The organism is Pseudomonas citronellolis (assembly GCF_029335315.1).
Classification (GTDB): domain Bacteria; phylum Pseudomonadota; class Gammaproteobacteria; order Pseudomonadales; family Pseudomonadaceae; genus Pseudomonas; species Pseudomonas citronellolis_A.
In genome coordinates, this window is record NZ_JARJLT010000334.1 from 1 (window position 1) to 779 (window position 779).

Below are 779 nucleotides of genomic sequence, written 5' to 3' on the forward strand. Positions count from 1 at the left end.
GTGGTCGCCCGCACCGGCCAGCGCTACATCGATGGCATGGCCAGCGACGAAGCGCTGTTCAAGTACCTGATGGACAACGCCATCGCCTACAAGGACAGCCTCGACCTGACCCTGGGCGTAGCCCTGACCGCCGAGCAGGTGGCGGCGCTGACCCACGACATCGTCTGGCTGCAGGACCAGGTGGTGAACGGCGAGCATGTGCTGGTGCCGGTGCTCTACCTGGCCCAGGCGAACCATCGCCTGGCGCCCAATGGCGCGCTGATCCAGGGCCAGGACGTCAGCCTGATCAGCGGCGGCACCCTGAGCAACCAGGGCACCCTGCGCGCCAGTAACGACCTCAGTGCCACGGCCCTGAACATCGGCAACAGCGGCCTGCTGGAAGCCAACCGGCACCTGCAACTGCTGGCCACCGACAGCATCCGCAATGCCCAGGGCGGCGTTATCAAGGGCCGCGACCTCAGCCTCACCGCGCTGACCGGCGACCTGAGCAACGAGCGCAGCGTCAACCGCATCGACAGCGCCCAGGGCACGCGCAGCTGGACTGCCAGCTTCGCCGACAGCGCCGCACGCATCGAGGCGGACAACGACCTATCCATCAGCGCCGGCCGCGATATCAGCAACATCGGCGGGGTGCTCAAGGCGGGCAACGACCTGAGCCTGAGCGCCGACCGCGATCTCAACCTGAACGCCGCGCAAACCACCAACGGCCAAGTCAACGGCAGCCGCCATCGCGATCAACGTATCGAACAGCTGGGCGGCGAAGTCAGCGCCGGCCGCGA

The 779-nt window shown here is 67.4% G+C and carries 1 protein-coding gene; it reads left to right on the plus strand.

The window, feature by feature from the left end:
* Positions 1 to 779 (plus strand): hemagglutinin repeat-containing protein (locus tag P3W75_RS24990; protein WP_276230002.1); only part of this gene is annotated, 779 nt, incomplete at both ends.